21 protein-coding genes are annotated in these 22,458 nt (G+C 36.4%); 16 read left to right on the top strand and 5 right to left on the bottom strand.

What is annotated here, in order from left to right; translation table 11 throughout:
• The first annotated feature begins 95 nt into the window (after positions 1 to 95).
• The 8 genes from ACQ33O_RS03015 (at position 96) to ACQ33O_RS02980 (ending at position 7,497) form a co-directional block, all read left to right on the top strand.
• Positions 96 to 1,163 (top strand): cytochrome c oxidase subunit II, encoded by a 1,068-nt coding sequence (locus ACQ33O_RS03015; RefSeq protein WP_430994076.1) that lies wholly within the window; start codon positions 96 to 98, stop codon positions 1,161 to 1,163.
• A gap of 36 nt (positions 1,164 to 1,199) precedes the next feature.
• On the top strand, positions 1,200 to 3,002 hold the full coding sequence (locus tag ACQ33O_RS03010) for a cytochrome c oxidase subunit I (RefSeq protein ID WP_430994075.1): 1,803 nt from the start codon (positions 1,200 to 1,202) through the stop codon (positions 3,000 to 3,002).
• A 108-nt stretch (positions 3,003 to 3,110) separates the two neighbouring features.
• On the top strand, positions 3,111 to 4,052 hold the full coding sequence (cyoE, locus tag ACQ33O_RS03005) for a heme o synthase (protein WP_430994074.1): 942 nt from the start codon (positions 3,111 to 3,113) through the stop codon (positions 4,050 to 4,052).
• 141 nt (positions 4,053 to 4,193) lie between these two features.
• Positions 4,194 to 4,745, top strand: a complete 552-nt coding sequence (locus tag ACQ33O_RS03000; protein ID WP_430994073.1) for a cytochrome c oxidase subunit 3 — start codon at positions 4,194 to 4,196, stop codon at positions 4,743 to 4,745.
• 84 nt (positions 4,746 to 4,829) lie between these two features.
• Positions 4,830 to 5,591, top strand: a complete 762-nt coding sequence (locus ACQ33O_RS02995) for a cytochrome c oxidase subunit 3 (RefSeq protein WP_430994072.1) — start codon at positions 4,830 to 4,832, stop codon at positions 5,589 to 5,591.
• A gap of 38 nt (positions 5,592 to 5,629) precedes the next feature.
• Positions 5,630 to 6,061: a cytochrome C oxidase subunit IV family protein gene (locus ACQ33O_RS02990; RefSeq protein WP_430994071.1), complete on the top strand. Its 432-nt coding sequence runs from the start codon at positions 5,630 to 5,632 to the stop codon at positions 6,059 to 6,061.
• A gap of 111 nt (positions 6,062 to 6,172) precedes the next feature.
• Positions 6,173 to 6,889 carry an SCO family protein gene (locus ACQ33O_RS02985; RefSeq protein ID WP_430994070.1) on the top strand — a complete coding sequence of 239 codons (717 nt, stop codon included), beginning with the start codon at positions 6,173 to 6,175 and terminating at the stop codon, positions 6,887 to 6,889.
• 65 nt (positions 6,890 to 6,954) lie between these two features.
• On the top strand, positions 6,955 to 7,497 hold the full coding sequence (locus tag ACQ33O_RS02980) for a DUF420 domain-containing protein (RefSeq protein ID WP_430994069.1): 543 nt from the start codon (positions 6,955 to 6,957) through the stop codon (positions 7,495 to 7,497).
• A 1-nt stretch (position 7,498) separates the two neighbouring features.
• Here the strand turns inward: ACQ33O_RS02980 and ACQ33O_RS02975 are convergent, their stop codons facing one another.
• Genes ACQ33O_RS02975 through trmB form a run of 3 tightly spaced genes read right to left on the bottom strand, consistent with a single transcriptional unit; the run spans position 7,499 to position 9,439 of the window.
• On the bottom strand, positions 7,499 to 8,221 hold the full coding sequence (locus ACQ33O_RS02975) for a hypothetical protein (protein ID WP_430994068.1): 723 nt from the start codon (positions 8,219 to 8,221) through the stop codon (positions 7,499 to 7,501).
• 2 nt (positions 8,222 to 8,223) lie between these two features.
• Positions 8,224 to 8,583: an MGMT family protein gene (locus ACQ33O_RS02970; RefSeq protein WP_430994067.1), complete on the bottom strand. Its 360-nt coding sequence runs from the start codon at positions 8,581 to 8,583 to the stop codon at positions 8,224 to 8,226.
• A 1-nt stretch (position 8,584) separates the two neighbouring features.
• Positions 8,585 to 9,439, bottom strand: coding sequence for a tRNA (guanosine(46)-N7)-methyltransferase TrmB (gene trmB, locus ACQ33O_RS02965; protein ID WP_430994066.1), 855 nt, complete (start codon positions 9,437 to 9,439; stop codon positions 8,585 to 8,587).
• A gap of 971 nt (positions 9,440 to 10,410) precedes the next feature.
• Here trmB and ACQ33O_RS02960 point away from each other — a divergent pair.
• Complete coding sequence (locus ACQ33O_RS02960) at positions 10,411 to 10,890, top strand: Lrp/AsnC ligand binding domain-containing protein (RefSeq protein WP_430994065.1); 480 nt, start codon at positions 10,411 to 10,413, stop codon at positions 10,888 to 10,890.
• A 147-nt stretch (positions 10,891 to 11,037) separates the two neighbouring features.
• Here ACQ33O_RS02960 and ACQ33O_RS02955 read toward each other — a convergent pair whose 3' ends face one another.
• Both ACQ33O_RS02955 and ACQ33O_RS02950 read right to left on the bottom strand, forming a co-directional pair.
• On the bottom strand, positions 11,038 to 12,087 hold the full coding sequence (locus ACQ33O_RS02955) for an ABC transporter permease subunit (protein ID WP_430994064.1): 1,050 nt from the start codon (positions 12,085 to 12,087) through the stop codon (positions 11,038 to 11,040).
• A 23-nt stretch (positions 12,088 to 12,110) separates the two neighbouring features.
• On the bottom strand, positions 12,111 to 13,322 hold the full coding sequence (locus ACQ33O_RS02950) for a glycosyltransferase (protein WP_430994063.1): 1,212 nt from the start codon (positions 13,320 to 13,322) through the stop codon (positions 12,111 to 12,113).
• A gap of 60 nt (positions 13,323 to 13,382) precedes the next feature.
• Between ACQ33O_RS02950 and ACQ33O_RS02945 the strand changes: the two genes are divergently transcribed.
• The 7 genes from ACQ33O_RS02945 (at position 13,383) to ACQ33O_RS02915 (ending at position 22,345) form a co-directional block, all read left to right on the top strand.
• Complete coding sequence (locus ACQ33O_RS02945; protein WP_430994062.1) at positions 13,383 to 13,823, top strand: MarR family winged helix-turn-helix transcriptional regulator; 441 nt, start codon at positions 13,383 to 13,385, stop codon at positions 13,821 to 13,823.
• Between the two features lie 66 nt (positions 13,824 to 13,889).
• Positions 13,890 to 15,683, top strand: coding sequence for an acyl-CoA dehydrogenase family protein (locus ACQ33O_RS02940; RefSeq protein WP_430994061.1), 1,794 nt, complete (start codon positions 13,890 to 13,892; stop codon positions 15,681 to 15,683).
• A 175-nt stretch (positions 15,684 to 15,858) separates the two neighbouring features.
• Positions 15,859 to 16,185: a hypothetical protein gene (locus ACQ33O_RS02935; protein WP_430994060.1), complete on the top strand. Its 327-nt coding sequence runs from the start codon at positions 15,859 to 15,861 to the stop codon at positions 16,183 to 16,185.
• An 18-nt stretch (positions 16,186 to 16,203) separates the two neighbouring features.
• A complete protein-coding gene (locus tag ACQ33O_RS02930; RefSeq protein ID WP_430994059.1) occupies positions 16,204 to 18,522 on the top strand; it encodes a S8 family peptidase in 2,319 nt (772 codons plus the stop codon).
• A 64-nt stretch (positions 18,523 to 18,586) separates the two neighbouring features.
• Positions 18,587 to 20,311 (top strand): N-acetylmuramoyl-L-alanine amidase, encoded by a 1,725-nt coding sequence (locus tag ACQ33O_RS02925; protein WP_430994058.1) that lies wholly within the window; start codon positions 18,587 to 18,589, stop codon positions 20,309 to 20,311.
• Positions 20,312 to 20,504: 193 nt separating this feature from the next.
• Positions 20,505 to 21,557, top strand: a complete 1,053-nt coding sequence (locus tag ACQ33O_RS02920; RefSeq protein WP_430994057.1) for a 2-oxoacid:ferredoxin oxidoreductase subunit beta — start codon at positions 20,505 to 20,507, stop codon at positions 21,555 to 21,557.
• Positions 21,558 to 21,823: 266 nt separating this feature from the next.
• Complete coding sequence (locus ACQ33O_RS02915) at positions 21,824 to 22,345, top strand: hypothetical protein (protein ID WP_430994056.1); 522 nt, start codon at positions 21,824 to 21,826, stop codon at positions 22,343 to 22,345.
• The last annotated feature ends 113 nt before the right edge of the window (positions 22,346 to 22,458 follow it).

The raw sequence follows: 22,458 nt of genomic DNA, 5'->3' as shown, positions 1-22,458 counted from the left end.
TATTGTAAATAATAAAAGGATATTAAACTTAAAATTCCTTGCCTGTTTAGGGTGCCAAAAGCCCCTTCAGGGGTTGGGGGTAAATAATAAATAATATGAAATCGATTTTGTTGGTAGCGATAGTAGTAATGATATTCGTGATCATTTTTCAGATTGCGAAGGCTAGCGAATACGTAAGTGTTTTAAAAGGAGAAGATAAATCCCGTAAACAAAATAATAAGATCAATGCCTTCTTATTGATTTCATTTTTGGTCCTTGGTTTGATCGGCTGTTGGTGGTGTAATGATATGTTCTACAACAAAACATTATTCCCTCAGGGCGCTGCTTCAGAGCACGGACAGAAAATTGATTTAATGTTATACATCACGTTAGGAGTTACCGGTGTTGTATTTGTAATTACTCAGGTATTATTATTCTGGTTCTCTTTTAAATATCAGGAGAGCGACGATAGAAAAGCATTTTATTTTCCACACAACAATAAACTGGAATTATTATGGACAACAGTTCCGGCTATCTTCCTTACAGTATTAGTTGTATTTGGTTTGAAATATTGGTTTAAAATGACCGGCGAACCACAACTTAAAAAAGGTGAAGAGCTTACTGTAGTTGAAGTAACAGGTCATCAGTTTGGTTGGGAATTCCGTTATCCGGGAGCTGATGGTATTCTTGGAAAAAAAGATTTCAAAAAAACAAAAGGTGCAAACAGCCTTGGTATCGACTTCGATGATAAAGCAAGTTTGGATGATATCCATGTTGCCGGAACAATGCACCTTCCAAAAGGAAAACCTGTAAAATTTGTTATCAATGCTCAGGATGTAATTCATGATGTGGGTTTATCTCATTTCAGATTAAAAATGGATGCGGTTCCCGGTATACCAACAACTTTATGGTTTACACCTTTATATACAACAGAAGAAATGAAAGTGCGTTCAGGAAATCCAAACTTTGTATATGAGATCAGTTGCGATCAGATGTGCGGTAAAGGTCACTATTCAATGAGAGGAATGATCGTTGTAGAAGATGAAGCTGATTACAAAAAATGGTTGGCTACACAAAAGCCGGAGTACTACACTGTATTTCCCGACAAAAATCCGGAAAATATAAAAGCCGCAGCAGCACCGGATACAGTAAAAGTTGCAGCAGCGTTACCTGCAAAGCATTAATATTATTTAGGTTATAGAAAATAATTTTTTAGAAAAATGAGTCACACAGCAGCATTACACGGAGCAGATGTTCATGGAGCACACGATGCACATCACGAGCATCATCACCACGAAACCTTTATCACTAAATATGTATTTAGTCAGGATCACAAAATGATCGCTAAGCAGTTCCTTATTACAGGGATGATCTGGGCAATCATTGGTGGTTTGTTCTCGGTATTGTTCCGTTTACAATTAGGGTATCCTGAAACTACTTTCCCATGGTTGGAAGATATTCTTGGTCATTGGGCAAAAGGTGGTAAGATCGACCCTGAATTTTATTATGCGTTGGTTACCATGCATGGTACCATCCTTGTATTCTTTGTATTAACTGCAGGCTTGAGCGGAACTTTCGCTAACTTCTTAATTCCATTACAGGTTGGCGCAAGAGATATGGCATCTCCATTATTGAATATGTTGAGCTATTGGTTCTTCTTCTTGGCTTCAATCATTATGATGTCTTCTCTGTTTGTACAAACTGGTCCTGCAAGTGGTGGTTGGACGATCTATCCTCCGTTAAGTGCATTGGGAGATGCGTCAAGCGGATCTAAAATTGGTATGGATCTTTGGTTGGTGAGTATGGCAATGTTTATTGTAAGTTCACTATTAGGTGGTCTTAACTATATTACTACTATCCTGAACATGCGTACAAAAGGAATGAGCATGACAAGAATGCCATTGACTGTTTGGGCATTATTCTTCACTGCTGTTTTAGGCGTACTTTCTTTCCCTGTATTATTATCAGGAGCTATCTTATTATTGTTTGATAGAAACCTTGGTACAAGTTTCTACCTGAGTGATATTGTGATCAACGGAAAAATATTACCAAACGAAGGTGGTAGCGCAATTCTATTCCAGCACTTATTCTGGTTCCTTGGTCACCCTGAGGTATATATCATCTTATTGCCTGCAATGGGTATGAGTTCTGAGATACTTTCGGTGAACAGCCGTAAGCCGATCTTTGGTTATATGGCCATGGTTGGTTCAATGTTCGCCATTGCAATTCTTGCATTCCTTGTTTGGGCTCACCATATGTTTGTAACCGGATTGAATCCGTTCCTCGGAGCGTTCTTCGTATTACTTACTTTGTTGATCGCTGTTCCTTCGGCCATTAAAGTATTTAACTGGCTAACTACATTGTGGCGTGCAAATATCAGATTTACACCCGCTATGTTGTTCGCTATCGGATTTGTAAGTTTATTCATCAGTGGTGGTTTAACAGGTATTTTCCTTGGTAACTCTGCATTGGATATTCACTTACACGACACGTATTTTGTAATTGCTCACTTCCATATTGTAATGGGTGTGGCTTCATTCTTCGGAATGTTTGCCGGGGTGTATCACTGGTTCCCTAAAATGTATGGCAGATACCTGAACAATACTTTAGGATACATTCACTTTTGGGTAACCATCATCGGCGCTTACCTGATCTTCTGGCCAATGCACTACGAAGGCTTAGCTGGTATGCCTCGCCGTTATTATGATTACAGCATTTGGGAATCATTTAAAATGTTTGGTGGCTTAAATGAATTTATCAGCTTTGTAGCCGGAATTGTATTTGCTACTCAATTATTATTTGTATTCAATTTCTTCTACAGCATTTTTAAAGGAAGAAAAGTTAAAGATCAAAACCCATGGGGCGCAAATACTTTGGAATGGACCACGCCAATTCGTCCCGGTCATGGTAACTGGGTTGGAGAAATTCCTGAAGTACACCGTGGAGCATATGATTACGGAAAAGACGGAAGAGAATTTATTCCGCAAACAGAGCCGATCGGTGAGAATGAAAGTCATCATTAGTTAATGTGCCGATTAGCAAATGTGCAAATGTGCAAATTGCTGATTGGAGTAGAAAAATAAACGTACGATTTAAATATTTGCACATTTGCACATTTGCATATTTGCACATTGTCAAATAAAATGCAGGATGATAAAACAACCATAACCAATTCGGCTTCGTTTGGATTGGCAAGTAAAGTGAAAGATTATTTTCTATTGATCAAATTCACTTTGAGTTTTATGGTTGTGTTTAGCACCGTAGTAAGTTTTTTAATTGCGCCGAATGAAGATCATTATAGTCGCAATAAAATAATATCAGTTCTTTTACTTTTTGTGGGTGGAATGTTGATCACCGGTTCAGCAAATGCGATCAATCAGGTGTTGGAAAAAAAGTCCGATGCATTGATGAAACGCACTGCCAATCGTCCGGTTGCAAGTGGTAGAATGAGTGCCGCCGAAGCAACAGCGTTTGCGATCATTGCAGGTGCCATTGGTGTATTTATCTTATGGTATTGGTTTAATGTAGCAAGTGCTTTACTGGGGCTATTCAGTTTATTTTTATATGGCTTTATTTATACGCCGTTAAAAAAAGTGAACTCGGTTTCGGTTTTGGTTGGTGCTATTCCGGGAGCATTACCCTGCTTAATAGGTTGGGTAGCTGCAACAGGAACATATGATATTGGTGGTTGGGTGTTGTTTGCAATTCAGTTCTTATGGCAGTTTCCACATTTTTGGGCAATTGCCTGGTTGGCGCATCAGGATTATACCAAAGCTGGATTCAAACTGTTACCGAGTGATGAAGGACCAACAAAATTCACTGCATTGCAAACGATCATTTACAGTGCGTTGATGATACCGGTTGGTTTGTTGCCATACTTTGTAGGCATAACCAATCTTGGAACAAGAGGTATTATAAGCATGGTTGTATTGTTACTTTGTAACTTATGGATGGTTTATGTGAGTGTGCAATTGTTTAAGAAGATGGATGTTGGCAGCGCAAAGAAAGTAATGTTCAGTTCTTATTTTTATTTGATGATCGTATTGTTGGCACTTTTTGTAGGAAGAGCATGATCGTTTGAGGTTTTACGGTTTAAAACGTTAAACTAGAAGTTGAATAACGCTGGAAATGTACAAGTGAGTGACACAACGATGATGCCATGAAAATATGAAGTTGGTTTAATAAAAAACATTTGAATGAATACTGTGGTGGCAATGGAACAAAGAAAAAAAATACATCCGCATAAGTTTACCATGTGGGTAGGCATTGCAAGTATAGTTATGATGTTTGCTGGTTTAACCAGTGCTTACATCGTAAAAAAAAGTCAGGCTAATTGGACAACTTTTGAATTGCCTGTAATTTTTTGGTATTCAACAGCAGTAATCATTGCAAGCAGTGTTACACTTTGGATGGCCTTAAAAGCTTTTAAGTTGAGAGAAATGATAAAGTACAGATCGTTGATCGTTAGTACTTTGGTTTTGGGAGTTCTTTTTATATTGTTGCAAATAATTGGATTCAATCAATTATGGGAAAATGGGTTTACGCTTACAAAAAATGTATCGTTTTCCTTTTTGTATGTAATTATAGGGTTGCATGGTTTGCACGTAGTTGGCGGGGCAATTGCTTTATTGGTTTTATTCTTAAAAGCATTCAGCCGCAAACAAAGAAACTACGATAGTGTACCGGTAGAAGTGATGAGCACTTACTGGCATTTTGTAGATTTCTTATGGATTTATTTATTGATCTTTTTAATAATGATAAAGTAGTAGTAAGGAATAAGTGTTAAGTAGTAAGTAGACTCTTACTATTTAATAAACTTAGAACTTAGAACTTAAAACTTAGAACTTAATATGTCAGCAGTAGCACAACAAGGAACAAAATGGTGGAGCGGTGGTAAAAGCCCCTTCAATGTCAGCTATGGTAAGGTAATGATGTGGTATTTTTTAATGAGTGATGCATTTACATTTGGTGCATTTCTTATTAGCTATGGTACTATCAGATTTAGTGTAAACCATTGGGCAGATCCTAATCAGGTATTTAATGCATTTCCTTTAGCAGGTCATGCAAACCTGCCGCTGGCATTTGTAAGTTTGATGACCTTTATTTTGATAGCCAGTTCTGTAACAATGGTATTGGCAGTACATGAAGGGCACAAAATGAATAAGAAAGGAGTTGAAAAATATATGTTGTGGACCATCTTAGGAGGATTGGCTTTCTTGGGTTGTCAGGCTTGGGAATGGACGCATATGATCACAGGAGACCATGCTGTTTTGGTTAACGGGCAAATTGAACATTGGGGAACTACGGTTACACATAATCCATGGGGAGTTGCCGCGTCACACGAAGAGTTAGCGAAGTTAGGTGTTGCTGCAGGCCAACACGTTACCACGCCGGGCCCAATCGCTTTTGGCGGTTACTTCTTTGGTATTACAGGTTTCCACGGATTTCACGTATTCAGCGGTGTTATCATTAATTTAGTAATGTATATCAAAACTAAAATGGGGCATTTTGATCAACGTGGTCACTATGAAATGATAGAAAAAGCAGGTCTTTACTGGCACTTTGTAGATCTGGTATGGGTGTTTGTATTCTTGTGCTTTTATCTGGTATAAAAAAATTGTTTAAATAAGTAAAGTATAAAAAAATAATTATGTCTTCTTCACCACACGATTTATCTAATGAGATAACAATTCATCCTGAGCATGCAAGTAATACCAAGCATATCTGGAAAACATTTTGGGTGTTATCTGCTCTAACCATTATTGAGTTAGGCTTGGGGTATTTTTTATACCTGCAACATGGTAAAATATCTCCTGCTATGGTGTTGGGAACAAAGATTGTGATCGGCGTTCTTACATTAGCAAAAGCTTATTATATCGTTTCTGTGTTTATGCACTTGGGAGATGAGATCAGAAATTTCATTATGACCATCATTGTTCCATTAACATTATTCATCTGGTTCATTGCAGCATTTTTATGGGATGGTAATAGTTGGAAAACTTTGCGTAACAGATATAACAGAATTGAGGTTAAAACAGAGCAACATGCAGTTCCGGCAAAAGAAGCTGCCGAACATCATTAAAAATATGTCGGATTAAAATAATTATTATGGAAAAACCACTGCAACTTTGCAGTGGTTTTTTTATGGATAGATGCAACGGAAAAATCTTATGCTTCTACCGAAAGTTATAGTATGAACAAAAGAGCAATTTTAGGAGTTTTATTGGCAATGGTATTACCGTTTACAGGATATTATCTTGTAAAGTATTACAGCGAAGCTGCTGTGCACATGCCCCGAAGATATTTTTATGATAGTGTAGCAACCACCAACGACAATGGTAAAATTGCTACGGATACAATTTGGCATACTGTAAAAAACATGGTCTTCACCAATCAGCTTGGAGAAAGAGTTGATCTCGATTCCTTAAAGGGAAAAATATTGGTGATCGATTTTTTCTTCAGCAGGTGCCCATCTATTTGTCCGGGTTTAGCAAGAAGTATGCAACGGTTACAAAATTCATTTGGGAATGGCAAAGACAGTATTGTACAGTTTATCTCGGTAAGTGTTGATCCTGAACACGATTCGGTGCCTCAACTTCGGAAATTTGCTAATAAATATACGTCTAACCACGACAGCTGGTGGTTTGTTACGGGCAATAAAAAAGAGATATATGATTTTGCTTTTAACGAATTAAAGGCAAGTGTTGCTGATACTGAAATAGATACAGCCTTTATTCATACGGAGAAATTTTTTCTCTTAGATAGAAACAGGGTTGTAAGGGGGTGGTATAACGGATTTGATTCGGTAGAACAGGCAAAACTGGTAAGAGACATTCCCTTGCTGATGCTGGAAAAAAATAAGAAAAGAAGTTTTAGTGATTTTTTAAAAGAACTGTTCGGAAGAAGTTAGTATAACAGGAACTTTCAGGCAGCAAAATTGTTATAAAAGAGTCTATAAGACGTAAAGCCTAAACTATGTTGGAGCAATCGATGGTAAAAAATGATAAGAAAGCAAAAACTATTATTTGGATAGTTTCTGTGGTGGTGTTTCTAGTGGTTGCAGCGTTATCAAGAATTAAATTAGATATAGATCTTGGATTCAACCCACATGTATTTGCACAAGCTAACGCCATTATTAATTCCATTGTTACATTCTTATTGATCGCAGGAATTATTGCGGTGAAGCAAAAGAATTTTTTATTGCATAAAAGGATCATGCTTACGGCAATCGTTTTGTCTGTACTCTTTTTGGTTTCATATATCGGGCATCATTTACTGGCAGGTGAAACAAAATTTGGCGGCGAAGGAGTCACTAAAATAATTTACTATATTTTACTTGCTACACATATTCCTTTGGCGGCCATTATTCTTCCGTTTATTTTATTTACTGCCTACAGAGCACTAATAGGAGAATATGACAAACATAAAAAACTAACCAGAATTACATGGCCTATCTGGTTTTATGTTGCGGTAACCGGGGTGATTATTTATTTGATGATAAGCCCTTATTATTTATAGGCTACACTTTTTCCACTACAATTTTTGAATGCCCGAGATAAGTAATGATCACATTAATTATATCTCCGACTTTTACATTTCCCTCTTTTGCCGTTACGGGAATTTTTGCCTGAATTTTCTCACCGACAAGATTAATGAAAACGCCATGATGGGTTACTTTATAAACAGTAGCCTTTATTGCTTCTTTGTTCTTAAAAAGTTTCAACGCTCTCATATATTCAGGAATATAAGTGCTTTTGAAAAGCGAAGCAGTTGCTTTAGCTCCTTTATCGGGATTGTCTAATTTAAAAAATACAGGTTCGTTTAACGCAGCATCGTTAGGAGGAATTTCCCATGGAGACAATAGTAATGGGAAAGGAATATAACTACCGGTTTCTTTTACAAAATAATTATCATCGACTTTTTTAAGGTAACCAACAAACCGGTTTTCAATAACTGCTTTGTTTAATAAAGCATCTAAAGCATTATTGAAAAGAAATTGAATATTGTCTGCCATCATTTTATCACCTCTCGGTGTAGGCACAATAATAAAACTCACTTCATCGCCAATAAGAAAGTGATGGATCTTTTTTATAATCCCACCGGCTTTTAATTTTTGTTGAGTTTGCTCACTGATGTTTCCGTTAATTGATTTTATTTTATCATTTACGGTATATTCTATCGTAGCATAATCTTTATCGTGATGGATAAATGTTATTTTTCCTTGTAGCTTATTTTTATCCATAATTAAAGATTCAATTCTTTTGACGGGTCCCAAAATATTTTTTCAAAGTCGACGATCTTCTCATCTTTAACAACGATCTTTTCTTTCTTTAATAGTTCTTCCATCAATGTTGGCGTTGCAAAATGATGTTTACCCGTAAGCATACCGTTTCTATTTACAACCCTATGTGCAGGTACTTTAGGTTTTGCAGAGCCGGCTGCATTCATAGCCCATCCAACCATACGAGCAGATAATTTGGTACCGAGATAAGTTGCAATAGCACCGTATGATGTAGCCCTTCCTTTAGGAATTTGTCTTACCACATCATACACATCTTCAAAAAAGGAGTATTCTTTAACCGGTTTTGAAATTTCTTTTTTCATGCTACCTTAAAGATAACAACTTAGTTCGTTTTGGCTCGGGAACATTTTTATAATCGTAAGGACAGTTTCTACAGCCATTACCACAACAGTATCCACGGGCTAAAAGATAATCTTCTGTAAACACTATAAGGTTGTCTTCGGCAGAAAATCTTTCTTCTTCAGAAAACTCAGTCTCTTTGATCATAGATTGTAGTTGTTCATCCATATCGGCTATATGTTCCGGCAATTGAAATTTTAAATAGAAGATTCGGTTACTTTGGGCTATATCCAGGCTTTCATAATGTGTTTTTATTTTCAGGTCTTCCCGATCGCTTTTTGAACGTACATCATCGCAATCTTCAATCAAATTCAATTTATAAAGATCGATCACAGTTTTGGTAAACTTATACAGATCGGGGGAATCGGTTTTTAAATGAATACACCCTTCTTTAGAAAGTACTTGTTGATAAAGACGCAAAAATCTTGGATGTGTCAATCGTTTTTTTGCTCGAGAAGTTCTTAGCTGCGGATCAGGAAATGTGATCCATATTTCATTTACTTCATTTGAAGAAAAATAATCAGGCAGCATTTCAATTTGTGTACGCAGAAAAGCTGCGTTATTTATTTTTTCATCCAAACATTTTTTAGCACCAATGTATATCCGGTTTCCTTTAATATCTACACCAATAAAATTTTTCTCGGGATCTAATTTTGATAACCCGACGGTATACTCACCTCTGCCACAAGCCAGTTCTAAAACAAGCGGATGATCATTTTTAAAAAATGCATTCCATTTCCCTTGCATACCTTCAGGATACTCATGCACATTAGAGAAATTTTTAATTGCTGCGAAACGAAAAAGTTTTTTTTGACCCATTGGGCGGCAAAGATATTATAAAATAAAAAAGCCTCCGTTTTTCAACGAAGGCTAAAGCTGTAGGGGTCCCGATAATTATCGGGACACGAAAAGCAGTTAGTTGTAGCACAAAGTTCAGTGGTCGACCCTGGTCGGGATTGCTCCCGGCTCTATGCTATATTTATCCTGTGATCCTCACCCCCGAGACAAGAGGGGCACTGCCGATAATGAATATCCCCAAATAAAAAAGCCTCCGTTTTTCAACGAAGGCTAAAGCTGTAGGGGTCCCGATAATTATCGGGACACGAAAAGCAGTTAGTTGTAGCACAAAGTTCAGTGGTCGACCCTGGTCGGGATTGCTCCCGGCTCTATGCTATATTTATCCTGTGATCTTCACCCCCGAGACAAGAGGGTCGCTGCCGATAATGAATATCTCAAAATAAAAAAGCCTCCGTTTTTCAACGAAGGCTAAAGCTGTAGGGGTCCCGATAATTATCGGGACACGAAAAGCAGTTAGTTGTAGCACAAAGTTCAGTGGTCGACCCTGGTCGGGATTGCTCCCGGCTCTATGCTATATTTATCCTGTGATCTTCACCCCCGAGACAAGAGGGTCGCTGCCGATAATGAATATCTCAAAATAAAAAAGCCTCCGTTTTTCAACGAAGGCTAAAGCTGTAGGGGGAGGGATCGAACCTCCACGAGGCAGTTAGTTGTAGCACAAAGTTCAGTGGTCGACCCTGGTCGGGATTGCTCCCGGCTCTATGCTATATTTATCCTGTTATCCTCACCCCCGAGACAAGAGGGCATGTCTGCCAAAAATTTCATCACCCCACAATTTTTAAGATCTTTCCCTGATTGCTTTCAGGATTGATTATGCAAATCTAAACAAAATGCCAATATATTAGTAATATTTCATAAAATATTTTAAAAATATAGATATTATTCAAAAAAAATAGTATATTGTTTAAAATTTACGAATATAAATTATTTTTATGGCGTCAAAATTAAATCTTGACAAACTAGATCTGCAGATCATTCAGGAGATGATGGAAACTGCAGAGATCTCTTATGCTGACCTTGGTAAGAAACTATTTGTCAGCGGAGGTACCATTCATGTGCGTATTAAAAAACTACAGGAATATGGTATCGTTAAAGGTACAAAATTAGATGTAGATGTAAAAAAAATTGGATATGATATTACAGCTTTTGTAGGGGTCTATCTTGAAAAAAGTAGTTTGTACGATAATGTTGCAGAAGAATTAAAAAAGATACCCGAAATAGTAAGGTTGAATTATACAACCGGTAATTACAGTATGTTCATTGAAATTGTTTGTAAAGACATTTCACAATTAAGACATGTACTACACGATGAGCTACAAAAAATAAAAGGCATTGAAAGAACAGAAACGTTGATTTCTTTAGAGGAAGGATTTAACAGAAATGTGCAGGTAGCGAAGGAAGAAGAGAGTTGATGTTATAAGGCATAGAGCCACAAGCTACAAGACGCAAGGGACAAGCACGTGGTTAACGGCTTCATTTCTATAACGACAAATTGTAGGTTCCAAGAAATTAATTGACTTGTCCTTTGTGGCTTGTAGCTCATATAATTTTCAGTTAAATTAAATCGTCGTCGTACTCCTTACATCCGTTGCATCCCTCAACCCATTTCCCAATAAATTAATAGCTAGTACTAAAAGGATGATCGCAAGTCCAGGTATCAGTGCAAGCATAGGATTATGTGTGATGATGAAATTATAATTCTCTTTTATCATTAGTCCCCAGCTAGGTTGTGGTGGTTGAACGCCGATTCCTAAAAAACTTAATCCGGCTTCGATAATGATAGCAGTTGCAAAATTGCTTGCAGCTATCACTAATATTGGCCCGATAATATTTGGCAGCAAATGTTTTACAATGATTCTAAGATCTGTGAAACCCAATGCCTTAGCGGCTTGTACATATTCTAATTCTTTAATGGCCATTATTTGCCCACGTACCAAACGGGCTACATTTACCCACATGGTTAACCCTACTGCAATAAATATTTGCCAGAAACCTTTACCCAATGCCAGTGTAATGGCAAATACCAGTAATAATGTAGGAATACTCCACACAACATTGATCAACCACATAATAACTGCATCTACCCATTTACGGTAGTATCCGGCAAATGTTCCTAAAATAATACCGATAGTAAGCGATATAACAACAGCAATTAAGCCCACGGCCAGACTAACCCTTGTGCCGATAATTAATCTGCTTAAAATATCTCTGCCGAATTTATCGGTACCTAACCAATATTTTTTTGTAAAGACATGTTCTTTTATTTTTTCCGGATGATTATTGGTAACTTGATTGATTGAATAATATTGAACTACAGATGTATCATCATCAATGAACTTATTTACAATTAAAGAATCGTTTTTTATCTGATAATCTTTTATCGGAATTTCTTTTTGATCCGGTGTTTTCAAAAAGAGTTGAGAGTAACCGGGTTTCTTTGCCTGAATCTCAACCGTCTGTAAATCTGCATTAGGACTGCTATCCGGGGCAATCAAATAACCAAATACCGCAACCAAAAATGCAATAGCAAGAATGATCAATCCGAACATAGCCGACATGTTTTTTTTTAGTCGTTGCCAGATCTGATTTAAATAGGTTTGCTGTTGCATAGTGTAAGATAAAAAACTTCACTTTATTTTACTTGTCTATCTTTCCATTTGTAAGATCCGAATTTGCCCAGCCACCCTGCAATGACAGTATATGCTATATGAAAAGGTTGTGCAATGGGAAACCTACGCAATAATTTTTTACTACAAAAAAATGTTGCAACAGGATAGAGGAAAAATACTTCTATCAATATTTTAAGAACGAATAGCAAAATACATACTTCAATCATTAAGAAAGATGGATCATCAAATAAAAGTATAAACGGCAGTATCAACATCATCACATTTAAAAAATATACCAATATCAATACTGGTAATATTCTCTTGTCATTGTATTTATCTGCTTTGCTGGCCCAGCGAATCCGTTGGTTAAAAAATTCTTTAACAGATTGTACGGGATTTGTTTTTACGATTACATCCTGCGATTTTAAAAATTTTATTTTATCAGGATAACGTTCAAATATTTTATGCATCAATAACATATCATCGCCGCTGGCAATATTATCAATGCCTTTAAATCCGTCTACTTCGTAAAATACTTGTTTGGTATATGCAAGATTTGCACCATTACACATGCTGTGAAATTTTTTATTCACCGATGCTCCGGTAATTCCTTGCAATGTCATAAAATCCAATGCCTGAAAAATTTCTATGAATTTACCTCCACTACTTATTAAAACCGGCATTGCAATAAAAGCCGGTTTTTCTTTTTCATAAAATGAAGCAATGGTTTGTAACCAATTTTTTGGAACAACGCAATCTGCATCGGTTGTTACAATTAATTCTCCTTTGCTATGTTGAATGGCTATTTCAATTGCTTTCTTTTTATAAGAATTTATTTTATCAGCAACAAAGTCTTTCAATGAGATCAATTGTACGTTTGGATATTGTGATACGATCGCTGCGGTATTATCTGCTGAAAAATCATCCACCACAATTATTTCAAATAATTCTTTAGGGTAAGATTGAGCTGTGATTGAGTCAAGACAAACTTTGATATTAGCCTCTTCATTCCTTGCCGGAATGATCACAGTAATTTTGGTTTGAGCCACAGACGACAGACCACTGACCACAGGAATACCTAACCACCCTTGTCTGTAGTAAACAAGAAGGGCTCCGTAAATGATCAGCAGATGTACAACGATAATAATAATGATCCAAGTCATTGTTGCCCAAAGGTATGCGGTACAAGTGTGCGACGCAACAATGTCGCCATGAAAAACTATAGCCGGAAGCAAAAAATAAATTTTGGGAGTTCAAACTTATTTGTAACTTTATATAGTTGCCTAAACAACTATATGCCAAACAACCAATTTAAGAAAGGAGAACTGTACAGCTTTATAACAGGTAAAGCCAGTACTGCGATTGCTAGAAGACTGCAGAAAAATTTTAAACAAGCGAATATTGACATCACCATTGAGCAGTGGAGTGTGTTGTACCATTTATGGAAGGAAGATGGAATGAGCCAGCAGCAATTATGCGACGCAACTTTCAGGGATAAACCAAGTATTACAAGGTTGGTAGATAACCTGGAAAAATTGAAACTGGTAAAAAGGGTTGCTTCAAAAGATGACAGAAGAATTAACCTGATCTATTTAACAAAAGAAGCAGAGGTTTTACAGGAGCAAACAATAGATGTTGCTACACAAACCTTGAATGAAGCATTGGAAGGTGTTACACATGGACAGATAGAGATTGCAAAAGAAGTGCTTCAAAAAGTATACGATAATTTGAAATAGCTAATAGACCATAGACCATAGTCCATGGACTATGGTCTATTCTTAACACAAAAAAAACGATTCCATATGAATACAACATCATCAACCACTATACCACTTAAAGGTGGCGAATGGTTAATCAAAGAAAGCAATGCTTACGATACTTTTACTCCCGAAGATTTTAACGAGGAACAGGTAATGGTAAAAGAAATGTGCATACAGTTTTTGCAGAGTGAGGTTTTACCAATAGTAGATAGAATAGATAAACTGGAACCAGGGCTGATGCCTGCATTGATGGACAAAGCGGGTGAACAGGGATTGCTCGGAACGGCCGTTCCCGAAGAGTTTGGCGGACTGGGAAAAGATTTTATCACAGCAACCTTAGTGAATGAAGGATTGGGTGGCGGTTTTTCTTTTAGTGTTGCGATTGCTGCACACACCGGTATCGGCACTTTGCCCATATTATATTTTGGTACTGAAGAACAAAAGAAAAAATATATTCCAAAATTGGCTACCGGAGAATGGAAAGGATCTTATGGACTAACGGAGCCGAATAGTGGCAGCGATGCATTGAGTGCAAAAACCTCTGCGGTATTATCGGCAGATGGGAAACATTATATTCTGAACGGACAAAAATGTTGGATCACCAATGGTGGTTTTGCAGATATCTATACAGTTTTTGCAAAGATCGATGGTGATAAATTCAGCTGTTTCATTGTTGAACGTGGTATGGAAGGATTTACACAAGGTCCGGAAGAACATAAAATGGGAATCAAAGGTTCATCGACAGTGCAATTGTATTTTCAGGATTGTAAAGTTCCGGTAGAAAATTTATTGGGAGAAATTGGTAAAGGACATATCATCGCTTTTAATATTTTAAATATTGGTAGGTTGAAATTATGTGCTGCTACAACAGGAGCTTCAAAAATGGCATTGACAGATACCATCGAGTACGCAAAAACAAGAGAACAATTTAAAACAGCGATTGCAAACTTCGGGGCTATAAAATATAAACTAGCGGAAGCGGCGATAAAAATTTTTACTTCTGAATCTGCTTTGTATCGTACCAGCAAATGGATCGATGATAAAGAAATTGAATTGCAGAATGCAGGCAAACCTTTTAACGAAGCATTGTTAGGGGCAGCGGAGGAATACGCCGTTGAATGTGCTATCTTGAAAGTAGTGGGTAGCGAAACATTGGATTATGTAGTGGATGAAGGCGTACAAGTACATGGCGGTAATGGTTTCAGTGATGAGTATATGATCACGAGAGCATACAGGGATAGTCGCATCAACAGAATTTTTGAAGGAACGAATGAGATCAACCGTTTGTTGACAGTTGACATGATATTGAAAAGAGCCATGAAAGGAAAGCTTGATCTGATGGGACCGGCAATGGCTGTATCAAAAGAACTAATGAGTATTCCTGAATTTGGCAATGATGATGAAACGCCTTTTGCTGCTGAAAAGAAAACTATTGCTAATATGAAAAAAGCAATTTTAATGGTTGCCGGCGCGGCAGTTCAAAAACTAATGATGAAGCTTTCTGACGAACAGGAAATACTAATGAACATTGCAGATATGGCGAATGAAACATTTGTTGCAGAAAGTACTTTGTTAAGAGTGATGAAATTAACTGACAAACAAGGTGAAGCTGCGGTAACAATACAGAATGATATGTTGCATTGCTATTTGAATGATGCATTGGACAACGTCAACAAAGCAGGGAAAGAAGCCATTAATGCTTTTGCAAGCGGGGATGAACAACGAATGATGCTATTAGGATTGAAACGTTTTACAAAAGCGGCACCATACAATGCGAAAGACGCAAGAAGAAGAATTGCAGATAAGTTAATTGCAGAAGGCAAGTATCATTTATAAGAATTTTTTGTGTTGGTTGATTTGAGAAGCCACTGCGTAGAGCGGTGGCTTTTTTTGTTTAAAAATTATTTTTATTTGTTTGCAACCTTTTTCAAATATTTGCATCTTAACTATATACAATGGTGTTATTTACATATAACACTTAACCTTATCACAAATATTTAAAACTATTAAAATGAAAAAGTACTTAGCGGTATTTATTGTTACAGTTCTATGTATAATTGGCTGTAGAAAAGAAGATATTGAATATCAAGGAGAGGTTGTACGAGGAATTAATGAATGTACTACTCCAAAAGGGTTTCCGTATATAGTAAAATATCAAAATGCAAATGGCATTAAAGATTCACTAATAACTGCATCACTGCCCCCTGCATATAAATTACCAAACACTAAAGTTTTGTTTAAAATAAGAAAAAATATTTCTGCCGGAGAGGAAATGGTATGTAATGGGCTTATACTCCCACTTATTCAAAAATCTATTTATGATATAAAGCCACAGTAATTCTTAAAAATTAATAATATGAAAAAAACTGTTTATGTGTTTATTTTTTTGCTATTTGCGTATACTTCTTATGCACAAAATTTTTACTATTCCGATAACAAGAAAATATATTTAAATGAAGACAGAAATTATATTTTAGTTGTTCCTAACACAGAAATAAATTCATATTTTACAAACGTGGTGCAACCTGTTTATGGGAGCTATTTTAATAATTATCAAATCCAAACAGATTTTGGTGTTATAAAGCTTCAGCTAAAGAATACATCTTTAGGAGCTGCTGCTATAGATGCTTTGAAGAACAATTCTCAAACAAGATTTGTGTGGTATGCCATGTATATGGGTAGTTTAATGCCAATAATCCCAACAAATGAAATTTTGTATAAATCAAAAAACGGCATTACTCCATCATTTGCTACAACTATTGCAGCCCCCAATAATATTATTGATACTTTTTATAAAATCGCTACAGGTATAAATAACGAACAGATTTTTGATTTGGCGAATCAATTTTATGAATCTGGAAATTCCTATTGGTGCCATCCTAATTTTTGGACTCCAATAGAAAAATACACAAACGATCCATTGTTTACTAGTCAATATTACTTAAAAAATACTGGTCAAAATGGGGGTGTTGCAGGAATGGATATAAATGTTGAAGGAGCATGGGCTATGACACAAGGGAACAGTAATATTAAAGTAGCAGTGATAGATCAAGGAGTTGAAGAACACGAAGATATGACAGGAAGAGTATTGGCTGGATATACACCAAGGGATCCTAATGGCAATGGTAAACCGGTTGGAGGAGGAAGTGCTCATGGTCAAGCTTGTGCAGGTATTGTCGCTGCAACAAAAGATAATAATATTGGTATTTCAGGAATAGCCCCATTGGTTAAAATTGTTCCTGTAAACATTTTCTACGGCGGTGAAACGCAAAATGACCTTGCGGCTGCAATTAATTGGGCTTGGAATCAGGGTCAAGCTGATGTATTAAGTAACTCTTGGGGATTTGGAGATCCCTCTGCATATTTTGATGTAATAGCTAACGCAATACAAAATGCAAGAATTAATGGAAGAGGTGGAAAAGGTAGTATTGTTGTATTTGCTTCTGGTAATGCCTATGATAGAACAGCTAGATTTCCTGGAAATGTAAATGGTGTTATTAGTGTTGGTGGAGTCGATAAATCTGGAACATTGTGGAATTATAGTTGCGGAGGCGCATCTTTAGATTTAGTAACTCCTACTGGAGATGTAAATAATTGGGGAGATGTTGCAGCTACTGATAGAATGGGAAACAATGGATATACGTCTGGGAACTATACAAACACATTTGGAGGAACATCTGCTGCTTGTCCACAGGTAGCAGGTGTAGCAGCGCTAATTCTTTCTGCTAACTCAGCTTTAAATGAAAATGAAGTGGCAAATATTTTAAGAAATACAGCAACTGATATGGGGGCATCTGGTTTTGATAATGACTTTGGATATGGACGACTAAATGCATGCAAAGCTGTTTCAAAAGCAATAGAAAGTAATTTAAGTATTAGTGGTGTACCTTCTTTCTGTACACCATCAGAAACATTTACAATCAATGCTCCAGTTGGTACTACTATAACATGGAGTGTAAATCCATCAGGAATTGTAAGCCTAAGTCCATCAGGCAACTCTGTTACACTTACAAAAATTATCAATGGAATAGTAACGTTATCTGCTACTATTGCAAATTCATGTGGGCAAGTGCCGACTCCAATTACAAAAAATATTATAGTAGGAACAGGTGCATTCTATTTCCCTATAGAATCAATAGTATTTGATCCAAATTCTCCCGGTAGTTCAACTAATAATTTAACTTTTAGAGCTAAAGTTAAAAAAGTACCCGCTGCTACCAGTTATAAATGGTACATTAATAATGTGCTTAAACTAACTACTACCGATACCATTGGTTACCCTTTAACTTTACCAAGTTGTGGCACTACAAATCATACTTTTAAAGTAGAAGCAATTACTCCTTGCGGAACAATGACTGTTACAGGGCCGACACTTAAAAGAAGTTGTACAGGAGGTAATCCTCCGGGACAAAGACCGGTTGCTGTAATTAATAATGATAAAATCTTTTTAAAGGGTAAATTATCAAATACTGCAATTAATATTGGTGTCAATATCCAAGATGTAAAAGCGATAAAAGTTATTGATAATTTGGGAAGAGTATATCGGTCACAAAAAATTTCAGCAGATACAAGGCCAATTACAATTAATGTAAATAATATTCCATCGGGGGTTTATGTTTTACAAATATTTGATGGTTTGAAATGGAATAGTAAACAAGTTTTTATAGGAAAGTAATAATAAAAACAAATCGACAAAAAGCCACCGTACATCACGGTGGCTTTTGTTTTATCTTTATCCTATGAAAAGAACCTTTTTCTTACTGATTTTACTGATCTCAATAAAAGTATTTTCTCAAACTGCACCTGTAGTCAATTTAATTCAACCTTACAATACAAACAATAAAGCAATCACATCTAAGCAATTTATCATTGGCAATACTTGCAAGCAATGTAATCTTACAATAAACAGTAAGCCTGTGAAAGTTTACAGTACAGGGGCTTTTGTACATGAGATAAATATTAAACCCGGTGACACAAGTTTTACCATCACTGCTGAGAATGCAGGCAAGTCAGCATCAAAAAAAATAAATTACACTTATACATTACCCAAACCTGCAGAGCCTGTAAAGACGTTGGACATTGAAAGCATTCAAACTTTTCCTGAGGGAGATATGGTTGTGGTGCCCGGCGATGTGATCAAATTTAAAGTGAAGGCATTGACAAAATGCGTTGTAAAAACAGCACAGGGCTGTATTCTATATGAAATGCCTTCTAAAACAATGCCGGGTATTTATCAGGGAGAATATATTGTGAAAGCGACGGATAATTTTTCTAATACAAAAATTCCGATCACTATTATCGACTCTGCAGGAAATACAATTACAGAAACTACAACTTATAAATTCTCGATGTTGTCTCCTCTGGCCTCTACCATTGCCATCACAAAAGGAAGACTGGCACATTTGGAATATGGTTTGGGAGATGATAGGCTTGGCGGTGCAAAAGTGGGTTATCTTGATAGTAATATCCTTTTGAATATTGTAGGAAAAGTAGGCTCACATTATAAAGTACAATTGTCTAAAACACGAACAGCCTATATTCCCGATGAGTTAGTAACCTTATTGCCCAAAGGAACATTTACTCCGGAATCATTAACTGCAAAGTGGAATGTGTATGGAACTAACGGATATGATTATGTGAAAATACCACTCTTTGCAAAACTGCCATATCAATCTTTTCAATTAATTAATCCTTCTAAAATTGTAGTAGATATTTTTGGAGCAACCAATAATACCAACTGGATAACACAATTACAAACGGCTAAAGAAATTAAAAATATCGACTACGAACAAATAGAAGATGATGTTTTCAGAGTGACCATAGAATTAAAACATCAGCAACATTGGGGACATCAAATTTATTATGACGGCAACAACCTAATGATAAAAGTAAAATGGCAGCCTGAAAATTTATCATTGAAAAATTTAACGATCGCAGTTGATGCCGGCCATGGTGGAACAAATGCAGGAGCTGTTGGCGCAACTGGGACTTATGAAAAAGAGATCACATTAGACATCTCATTAAAATTGCAAAAGGCTTTGCAGAAAGAAGGAGCTAAAGTGATCATGACAAGAACCAAAGAACAATTTTTTGATAATAAAGAAAGGATACTTTTTTATAGGGATAGTTTACCCGACCTTTTATTAAGCATTCATCTGAACTCATCGGAAGATCCTTTAAAAACCGGAGGCACAAGTACGTATTACAGATATATAGGGTTTAAAAATTTAAGTCTGGATATTTATAAACGAATGTTGGAATTAGGATTGAAAGAATATGGCAATACAGGCTCTTTCAATTTCATGCTGAATAGTCCGATAGAATACCCCAATGCCTTAATTGAAACACTATTCCTCAGCAACCCCGATGAGGAAGCAAAAATCCTAGACGATGGTTTTCAACAACAGATGGTTGATAAGATTGTATTAGGGATCAAAGATTTTTTAAATGAAGCCGCTAAATAATAGAACACGGATGACGCGGATTCAATGGATATTTACAGATTTGATCCGTGTTAATCCATTCAATCCGTGTCATCCGTGTTCTAAATGGCAACGTTTGCATAAGTTTTAACACATAAATACAGCATAATAGACCCTCTAAAATTGTCAAAATATTCAATTCTGACGTAACTTTGCATCTCTAACAATAAGCCATATGAGTGCAACAGCAACATTAGCGCCGGAAGCTCCGGTAAAAGCAGCCTTAACAGCGAAAGATTTTGCAACCGATCAAGAGGTACGTTGGTGCCCTGGTTGTGGCGACTATTCCATTTTAGCACAAGTACAAAAAGTAATGCCAACCCTTGGTATTCCTAAAGAAAACATTGCGATCATTTCAGGTATCGGTTGTAGCAGCCGTTTCCCTTATTATATGAATACGTATGGTATGCATAGCATCCATGGTAGAGCAACGGCGGTAGCAAGTGGTTTAAAAGCCGCTCGTCCTGACTTAAGTGTTTGGATCGTTTCAGGTGATGGAGATAGCATGAGTATCGGTGGTAATCATACCATCCATTTATTGCGTAGAAATTTTGATGTGAATTTGTTGATATTCAACAACCAGATATATGGTCTTACAAAAGGACAATATTCTCCAACTTCAGAAGAAAATAAAGTAACAAAAAGTACGCCTTACGGAAGTATCGATCATCCATTCAACCCTGCTGCATTAGCAATGGGTGCCGATGGAACTTTTGTTGCAAGAAGTATGGACAGAGATCCTAAACATTTACAAGCAATGTTGCTAAGAGCGCATGCACATAAAGGAACTTCTTTCTTAGAGATCTATCAAAACTGTAACATCTTCAACGATGGAGCTTTTGAAATTTTCACAGAAAAAGGAACCAAAGCAGAAGAAGTTTTATTTCTTGAACAAGGCAAGCCATTGATCTTTGGTGCTACACAAAACAAAGGAATTAAATTAGATGGCTTCCGTCCGGTAGTTGTTGAAATAGGTAAAGATGCAAGCATTGAAGACCTTTGGGTGCACGACGAAAGAGATTTTTACAAAGCTCAGATCCTTACCCGTATGTTCGACAATCCTGCCAATGTTGGTCATTTACCTCGTCCGTTCGGTGTTTTCTACGAAACAGACAGACCTTGCTACGAAGATGTTATGGCACTTCAAATTGAAGATGTAATTGCTAAAAAAGGTAAAGGTGATTTGGATAAATTGTTGAGAGGAAATGAGACTTGGGAAATTAACTAATCACCCCCTCCGCTCCCTAAAGGGGGAACTAAGAACTCGTTAATTTAAATCTTCGAATATAAAGCTCCGTTAGATACGGAGCTTTTTTATTTGGTTACCGGCATTTGTTTTTCATGGCATCATCGTTGTGTCACTCACTTGTACGGAGTCCCATTATTGAACTTTTATTATTTTGGTTAGAAGTTTATTTATCACTTGTGCAACCATAAGACTATTAAATACATCTTATTATAGTAAGTTAATATATGTACAAAAGGCAGAAAAAAATGAAAGTGAAATTCTATTTTATGTTAATTTCTATTGCATGTTGTAACAGTTTACTCGGGCAATCGGAACAATACAATTGTTTAAATACAGCAGAATATCAGTTTTTCAATAAAGCCGCAATTTCTCAATCTAATAGAGAGACAATTGATACGGGTAGAAATATTGTTTTTCTAATTCGTAAACTATACGATTGTACTGCTAATATTTATGATGATCAAATTTCTATAACTGCAAATTGGAAAATCCCGGAAGGGGTAACTAATTATAGTTTTAAAGTTTCTAAAAGTGATAGTATAGATATTCCATTCTTTTACATTGTTAGACAAGGATGGAATATTATTGAAATTGGTAAGTTTGCTGAAGGAAATATTGAGTGTAGGCTTATTGAAAATAAGTGGCAAGTTGAAGGTGATTTAAGTATTAGGGTTTACAACTTAGACACTAAGGACGAAACAACTAAAAGGTTTACTTTTTCAGAAACTTTTGTGAGAAAGAAATTGCCTCGAACTAAAAGAAAATAAAAATCTTAATTATAAAAAAAGGGATACAAATCTTGTATCCCTTTTTAATTTTCGAAATAATTAACTCTATACTCCTCCATCCTCAGTTCCCCCTTTAGGGGGCGGAGGGGGTG

Source organism: Ferruginibacter sp. SUN002, assembly GCF_050611725.1.
Classification (GTDB): Bacteria; Bacteroidota; Bacteroidia; order Chitinophagales; family Chitinophagaceae; genus Ferruginibacter.
This window is presented reverse-complemented; position numbering and strand designations above follow the sequence as displayed.

What these genes read in the sequence shown, in the direction of transcription:
- ACQ33O_RS02970 (WP_430994067.1), bottom strand. Translation starts at nt 8,583, where the DNA reads ATGAAAAAAGAAATTTCAAAACCGGTTAAAGAATACTCCTTTTTTGAA.
- ACQ33O_RS02925 (WP_430994058.1), top strand. Translation starts at nt 18,587, where the DNA reads ATGAAAAGAACCTTTTTCTTACTGATTTTACTGATCTCAATAAAAGTA.
- ACQ33O_RS02930 (WP_430994059.1), top strand. Translation starts at nt 16,204, where the DNA reads ATGAAAAAAACTGTTTATGTGTTTATTTTTTTGCTATTTGCGTATACT.
- trmB (WP_430994066.1), bottom strand. Translation starts at nt 9,439, where the DNA reads ATGGGTCAAAAAAAACTTTTTCGTTTCGCAGCAATTAAAAATTTCTCT.
- ACQ33O_RS02975 (WP_430994068.1), bottom strand. Translation starts at nt 8,221, where the DNA reads ATGGATAAAAATAAGCTACAAGGAAAAATAACATTTATCCATCACGAT.
- ACQ33O_RS02940 (WP_430994061.1), top strand. Translation starts at nt 13,890, where the DNA reads ATGAATACAACATCATCAACCACTATACCACTTAAAGGTGGCGAATGG.
- ACQ33O_RS02960 (WP_430994065.1), top strand. Translation starts at nt 10,411, where the DNA reads ATGGCGTCAAAATTAAATCTTGACAAACTAGATCTGCAGATCATTCAG.
- ACQ33O_RS03010 (WP_430994075.1), top strand. Translation starts at nt 1,200, where the DNA reads ATGAGTCACACAGCAGCATTACACGGAGCAGATGTTCATGGAGCACAC.
- ACQ33O_RS02990 (WP_430994071.1), top strand. Translation starts at nt 5,630, where the DNA reads ATGTCTTCTTCACCACACGATTTATCTAATGAGATAACAATTCATCCT.
- ACQ33O_RS02980 (WP_430994069.1), top strand. Translation starts at nt 6,955, where the DNA reads ATGTTGGAGCAATCGATGGTAAAAAATGATAAGAAAGCAAAAACTATT.
- ACQ33O_RS02955 (WP_430994064.1), bottom strand. Translation starts at nt 12,087, where the DNA reads ATGCAACAGCAAACCTATTTAAATCAGATCTGGCAACGACTAAAAAAA.
- ACQ33O_RS02945 (WP_430994062.1), top strand. Translation starts at nt 13,383, where the DNA reads ATGCCAAACAACCAATTTAAGAAAGGAGAACTGTACAGCTTTATAACA.
- ACQ33O_RS02915 (WP_430994056.1), top strand. Translation starts at nt 21,824, where the DNA reads ATGAAAGTGAAATTCTATTTTATGTTAATTTCTATTGCATGTTGTAAC.
- ACQ33O_RS02935 (WP_430994060.1), top strand. Translation starts at nt 15,859, where the DNA reads ATGAAAAAGTACTTAGCGGTATTTATTGTTACAGTTCTATGTATAATT.
- ACQ33O_RS02995 (WP_430994072.1), top strand. Translation starts at nt 4,830, where the DNA reads ATGTCAGCAGTAGCACAACAAGGAACAAAATGGTGGAGCGGTGGTAAA.
- ACQ33O_RS03015 (WP_430994076.1), top strand. Translation starts at nt 96, where the DNA reads ATGAAATCGATTTTGTTGGTAGCGATAGTAGTAATGATATTCGTGATC.
- ACQ33O_RS02985 (WP_430994070.1), top strand. Translation starts at nt 6,173, where the DNA reads ATGAACAAAAGAGCAATTTTAGGAGTTTTATTGGCAATGGTATTACCG.
- ACQ33O_RS03000 (WP_430994073.1), top strand. Translation starts at nt 4,194, where the DNA reads ATGGAACAAAGAAAAAAAATACATCCGCATAAGTTTACCATGTGGGTA.
- ACQ33O_RS02920 (WP_430994057.1), top strand. Translation starts at nt 20,505, where the DNA reads ATGAGTGCAACAGCAACATTAGCGCCGGAAGCTCCGGTAAAAGCAGCC.